At 72.3% G+C, this 4,956-nt stretch carries 3 protein-coding genes and 2 pseudogenes; 1 reads left to right on the plus strand and 4 read right to left on the minus strand.

Features of this window, described 5'->3' with window-relative positions; genetic code table 11:
• Positions 1-236 (minus strand): annotated as a pseudogene (locus tag VF697_RS42450) (NAD-binding oxidoreductase); the annotation flags it as partial.
• Between the two features lie 57 nt (positions 237-293).
• On the opposite strand from VF697_RS42450, the gene VF697_RS42455 reads away from it, so the two are divergent.
• Complete coding sequence (locus VF697_RS42455) at positions 294-1,061, plus strand: transglycosylase domain-containing protein (RefSeq protein WP_331104341.1); 768 nt, start codon at positions 294-296, stop codon at positions 1,059-1,061.
• Between the two features lie 43 nt (positions 1,062-1,104).
• Here VF697_RS42455 and VF697_RS42460 read toward each other — a convergent pair whose 3' ends face one another.
• The 3 genes and pseudogenes from VF697_RS42460 to VF697_RS42470 all read right to left on the minus strand — a co-directional run.
• Positions 1,105-2,850, minus strand: a complete 1,746-nt coding sequence (locus VF697_RS42460; protein WP_331104343.1) for a serine/threonine-protein kinase — start codon at positions 2,848-2,850, stop codon at positions 1,105-1,107.
• Between the two features lie 174 nt (positions 2,851-3,024).
• A complete protein-coding gene (locus tag VF697_RS42465; protein ID WP_331104345.1) occupies positions 3,025-4,608 on the minus strand; it encodes a PE-PGRS family protein in 1,584 nt (527 codons plus the stop codon).
• An 8-nt stretch (positions 4,609-4,616) separates the two neighbouring features.
• Positions 4,617-4,956: pseudogene (locus VF697_RS42470) on the minus strand (hypothetical protein); the annotation flags it as partial.

Raw genomic sequence — 4,956 nt, forward strand, 5'->3', positions numbered from 1 at the left:
TCCGCCAGCGCGCTGCCCCCCTTGAGGAGGAACTCCCAGCGGGTGCCGAAGGGTTCCGGCGCCGAGGCGATGGCGAACAGGCCCTCGCCCAGCTCGGGCAGGGCCAGGCGCACGTACTGGCCCGGGGTGCGGTGCGTGCCCACCAACGGGGTGCCGCCGATGTCCAGGATGAGCTCGGTGAGGCCCTCCGCGGCGGGAAGGACGGTCGCCACGGTGGTGGGGTGCCAGTCGTTCATGACAGCTCTGATCTAACCTGGACCCGAGGCGCCGTCGCCCTTTGATAGCCTGGGGGCGTGAAGACCCTGCTCTGGTTGGTGCTGTTACTCATCGGGCTGACGGGCGTGGCGCTGCCGGCCGCATACCTCCATGCCGCCAGCAAGCTGCCCCGGTTGGAGACGGAGTTCGACCTGGAGAAGCAACTCCGCCACTCCATCGAGGGCGAGCGGATGAGCCTGCGGGCGGGCACCTTCGAGAACACGCGCCCCATGGAGTACAAGCGTCCGGACTTCGCGCGTCTCCCCAAGGACCTGGTGGCCCTCTACATCGCGCAGCTCGGGTGCCCCACCTACTTCCAGACGCCGCGCGAGGACGGCCCGAAGTGGTCCTGGCGCCTCTTCGCCTATGCCGCCTTCGGCTCCGAGCTGCCGGGGGACGGGGCGTGCGAGCGGCTCCTCGCCATGCGGCTCGCCGCGAAGCTGGGCATCGCGGGCAACCTGGAGCGGGTCATCGCCGCCCACCGCCTGCACGCCTTCCTCCAGAAGGACCAGCTCATCGCCTATGACCTGTCCTCGCTCTACTTCGAGCGGGGCATCGTGGGCGTGGAGGACGCGGCGTACAAGATTTTCGGGCGCGAGCTGGACACGCTCCAGCTGCCGGAGCTGGCCGAGCTGTCGCTCGCCCTGCCTCCGCACAGCTACTACGACGACGCGGTCTCCTGCCGCAACGCGAGCCTCATCCGGCAGAACCGGGACGTGCTGCTGACGGACCTGTTCGGCTACAAGCTCGTCACCGAGGAGCGGGCGCGCAGCGCGATGACCCGGCCGGTGGCCTGCCTGAAGTGAGGCGGCCCACCGCCCGCCAGGGGCTCGGCGCGGGCCGGGCCCCCTACTTGCGGCGCAGGAACATCTTCTCCCAGGAGGTCAGCTCCTTGGCGACCTGACGGCGCTCCTCGGGGGTGCCGGCCGTCTCGACCCGCTTGCGCAGGCTGTCGAGCGTCTTGCGCGTGGCCGGGCTGAGCGGCTGGCCGGAGTGGGCACGCGCCTCGACGTCGCGATCCAGCTTCTGGATGCGGCCGAGGAGCGTGGCCAGGCTGGGCGCCGACGGGGTGGGCGTCTTCTGCACCGCCGGCTGCGTGTCCTCGGTGGGGTTGTCCACGTGGGCCACCGCCGGCACCGTGCTGGGGTTCTCCGGCGGCGGCGTGGGCGTGGCCGTGGTCGGGGTGCCGGGGGTGGGAGTCCCGGTCGTGGGGGTGCCCGGCTGCGCCTGGGCCGTCCCGGTGGAGGGCTGGGCCGGCGGCGGCGTCTGGGGCTGCACCGGAGGCGTGACGGTCACCTGCGGCGGGGTGGGGGGCGGCTCGCGCAGGGCGACCACGGCGCCACCGATGACCACCAGGGCGAGGGCTCCCAGGCCCATGGGCAGCAGGCGGCGCTTCGGCGAACTCACACCGGCGGCGTTCAGCTCCGCGGGCGTCAGCTCGGCTGGCACCGGCGCGAGCGGCGCGGGCGTGGGAGGAGACTTCGGAGGGGCCGGGGTCTCCGAGGGAGCCTCGACGGGGAGCTCCGCGACCACGGGCTTCGGCTGGGGAGCCGGCGCCGAGTGGGTGAGGGTGTCGCGCAGCCGCAGCAGTGGGCGGCGCAGCGTCTCGGCGGACCCGGGGCGTGCCTCGGGGTCCTTGGTGAGCATCTGCAGGATGAAGGCGTCGAGCGCGGCCGGCAGCTCGGGGACGAACTCCGAGGGCCGCGGCGGCCGCGCGTCCACGTGCTTCATCAGCAGGTCCACCGGGGACGAGCCGGTGAAGGGCAGCCGGCCGGTGACCATCTCGAAGGCCACCACGCCCAGGGCGTAGAGGTCCGTCATGGGGCCCACGGGCTGGCCGCGGGCCTGCTCGGGCGCCATGTACTCCGGGGTGCCCACCACCATGTCCGTGCGCGTCTGCGCGGTGCGCCCGGCGGGCAGGCCCACCTTGGCGAGGCCGAAGTCCAGCAGCTTCACGTAGCGCGAGCCGTCCGGCTGGAGCACCAGGAAGATGTTGCTCGGCTTGAGGTCTCGGTGCACGACGCCGGCCCCGTGCGCGGCGCCCAGCGCGCTGAGCACCTCGTCGAGCACGTCCAGCACCTCGGCCACCGGAATGCGGCCCTTGTCGGCCAGGTACGCATCGAGGGCGATGCCCTCGAGGTACTCCATGATGATGTACTGGCGGCCGTCGGGGACCTGGCCGAAGCCGAAGATGTCGACGATGCCGCGGTGGCGGATGGCGTTGACGGCGCGGGCCTCGGCGAGCAGTCGCGCCACCTGCTCCTCGGCGGCGGCCAGCTCGGGGCGCAGCACCTTCACCGCCACGCGCTTGCCGATCAGCGGCTGGATGCCGTCATACACCAGTCCCATGCCGCCCACGCCGATGCGCTGGCGCAGCTCGTACTCGCCAAGCCTCAGGCCGACGAGCGGATCCGTGGCGGGCTCTTCCATGAATTGGACGCTCCTCCCGGGCGACGTTCGCCGCGCGCTCCCCTCGTCGCTGGGGAACAGCGACGTCGAAGAGGGACCGAGCAGCACGGTGCCATCGCGCGGGCAGACATCCGTGTCAGCCGGCACGGCGAGACCGCAGGTTTCACATGTACGGGAGTCAACCATCGGAAGATGACCCCAAGGCTACCAGACCGGGGGCGGATTCCCACAAGCGAGCAAGGAAGCAGGGTGTACTCCCCCTGACGCCCGCTCCCTTACAGGGCAGCGGGGCGTCTCGGCCCGGAGGAGCGTCGAGGTGGGCTCACAGCAGACACCCACCGACGGGTCACCGCCGTCTCCCTACGGATTGGGGCACTGGTGCTGCTCTGCCTTGAGGCCCGTGGTGTCCTTGCGGCCCAGGCCCGTGCCGGGCTGTCCGGGGTTGCCGAGGGTGAAGACGGTGTTCGCCTGGGCGAAGGACGAAGAGGGGCCGCACCAGATGCCCACGGACGGACCACCGCCGCCGTTGCCACCATGGCCGCCACGACCTCCCGTGCCTCCCGTGCCTCCATTGCCGCCCTGGCCTCCGGAGACCGTATTGAAGGCGTCCGAGCGCGATGGGCCCTTGCCACCGGGGCCCCCGACACCACCGGAGCTTCCGTTGCCGCCCTGGCCTCCGGCCCCGCCTTGTCCACCGTCCGCGGTCCGCAGCAGGGAGAACTCCAACTCCACCTGTCCCTGGATGAGCAGCAGGGCAATGGAGGCTCCACCACCTCCGCCCCCGGCGGCCCCGATGCCCGGGCAGCCACCACTGCCTCCACCGCCACCCCCCCCGCCCTCGGAGTTCGCGCTCCCGCCCACGATGTGACCGCCACCGCCACCGCCGGCCCCGCCACCGCCGGGTGCCCCGGCTCCACCCTCCAGACCGAACTCCGGCACCCAACTGTCGCTCGAGAGCTTGCCGGTGGGATTGCCCGGAGGCCCATCCGTTCCCGCATCGCCCGGCAGCCCGTCCTGGCCCTTCCCACCGGGCAGGCCCTCATAGGTGCAGGGCACCCGGCTGCAGAACGGCTCGTTTCGAGGTCCTCCCGCGGTGCCCCCATCCGTGGAGGGTTGGCCCGGCTCACCGGCGGTCGCCAGGGGGGACGTCTGCGAGGCACCGCCCTTGCCGCCCTTTCCACCCGGAAGGCCGCCACACGCGCTGGTGCCCGGAGGACCGCCTTCGGCGACGGCTCCGGGGGCGGTGGGGCTCTGGCCCACGCCGCCGTCCGCGCCGCTCTGGGTGACGTCCGAGGCAGAGGCGCCGTCGGCCCCGCGTGCACCCGCGCCCGCCAGGATCTCCACGTAGCGCAGCCGCACGCCCTTGGAGTTCAGCACCCGCATGCCGATGGACGGCTCGCCCGCGGACTGCCCCGTGGAGGAGGTGATGCGCACATGGTCGATGACGACGCCCGCGTCCTCGCCCAACCCGCTCACCGTCAGGCCGACGCTGCCTCCCCCGAGGTGGGTGGTGTGTTCCTTGCCACGCGTCCAGCCTCCGTCCACCCGGGCGTAGCCGCCATAGAGGGACACGGGCTTGTCGAGCAGGAGCGAGGGGTCGTCATAGGTGCCCTGGGCGAGGTAGAGCGCCTTGTGCTCGCTGGAAGCGCGCCGCACGGCATGCGCGAAGCTCTTGAACGGAGCCTCGGGGGTGCCGGGATTGTTGTCCCGGCCCTCGAGGGGGTCCACGAAGAACGCGGCGCTGGCGGTGCCATCGATGCCATCGCAGTTGGTGTCCTGGAAGGCGTCGTCCGGCTGATCCTCCCGGGTCGGATCGCACTCGGTGCGGTTGCACCGACCGTCGGCCACGCAGTCCTGGAACGCGGTGTCGAAGTCATAGCAACCGGTGGTGGCCAGCGACGCCAGCGCGAGCCCCGCGGCGAACAGCCTCTTCGTCTCGAGCATGAAAGTCCTCACGGCAGCGTCCCCATCAGTCCCACCGAGCCGCCCCCGTTGCCCACGGAAGCGGTGGGCCGCACCTGCACCGGGTCGCCCTTGTCCTTGTCCGCCAGCAGGTAGATGAGCCCGCTCGTCACCACGCCGGCCGCGCCCAGCGCCCCGGCCGCCCCGCTCAGCATCTGCGAGCGCTTGCCGGACTCCCTCAGCTTGAGGCCCAGGTTGCGGTCCTGGAGGGTCGGATCCGTCAGGGCGCGGAAGTCCTTTCCCGCCTGCACGTAGAAGAGCGTCCCCACGCCCAGCAGCACCGCGCCTCCGGCGGCGGGCGCCCACGCCCAGCCCGGCGCGCTCGAGCGG

The sequence above is a fragment of the Archangium sp. genome (assembly GCF_036388035.1).
Taxonomy (GTDB): Bacteria; Myxococcota; Myxococcia; order Myxococcales; family Myxococcaceae; genus Archangium.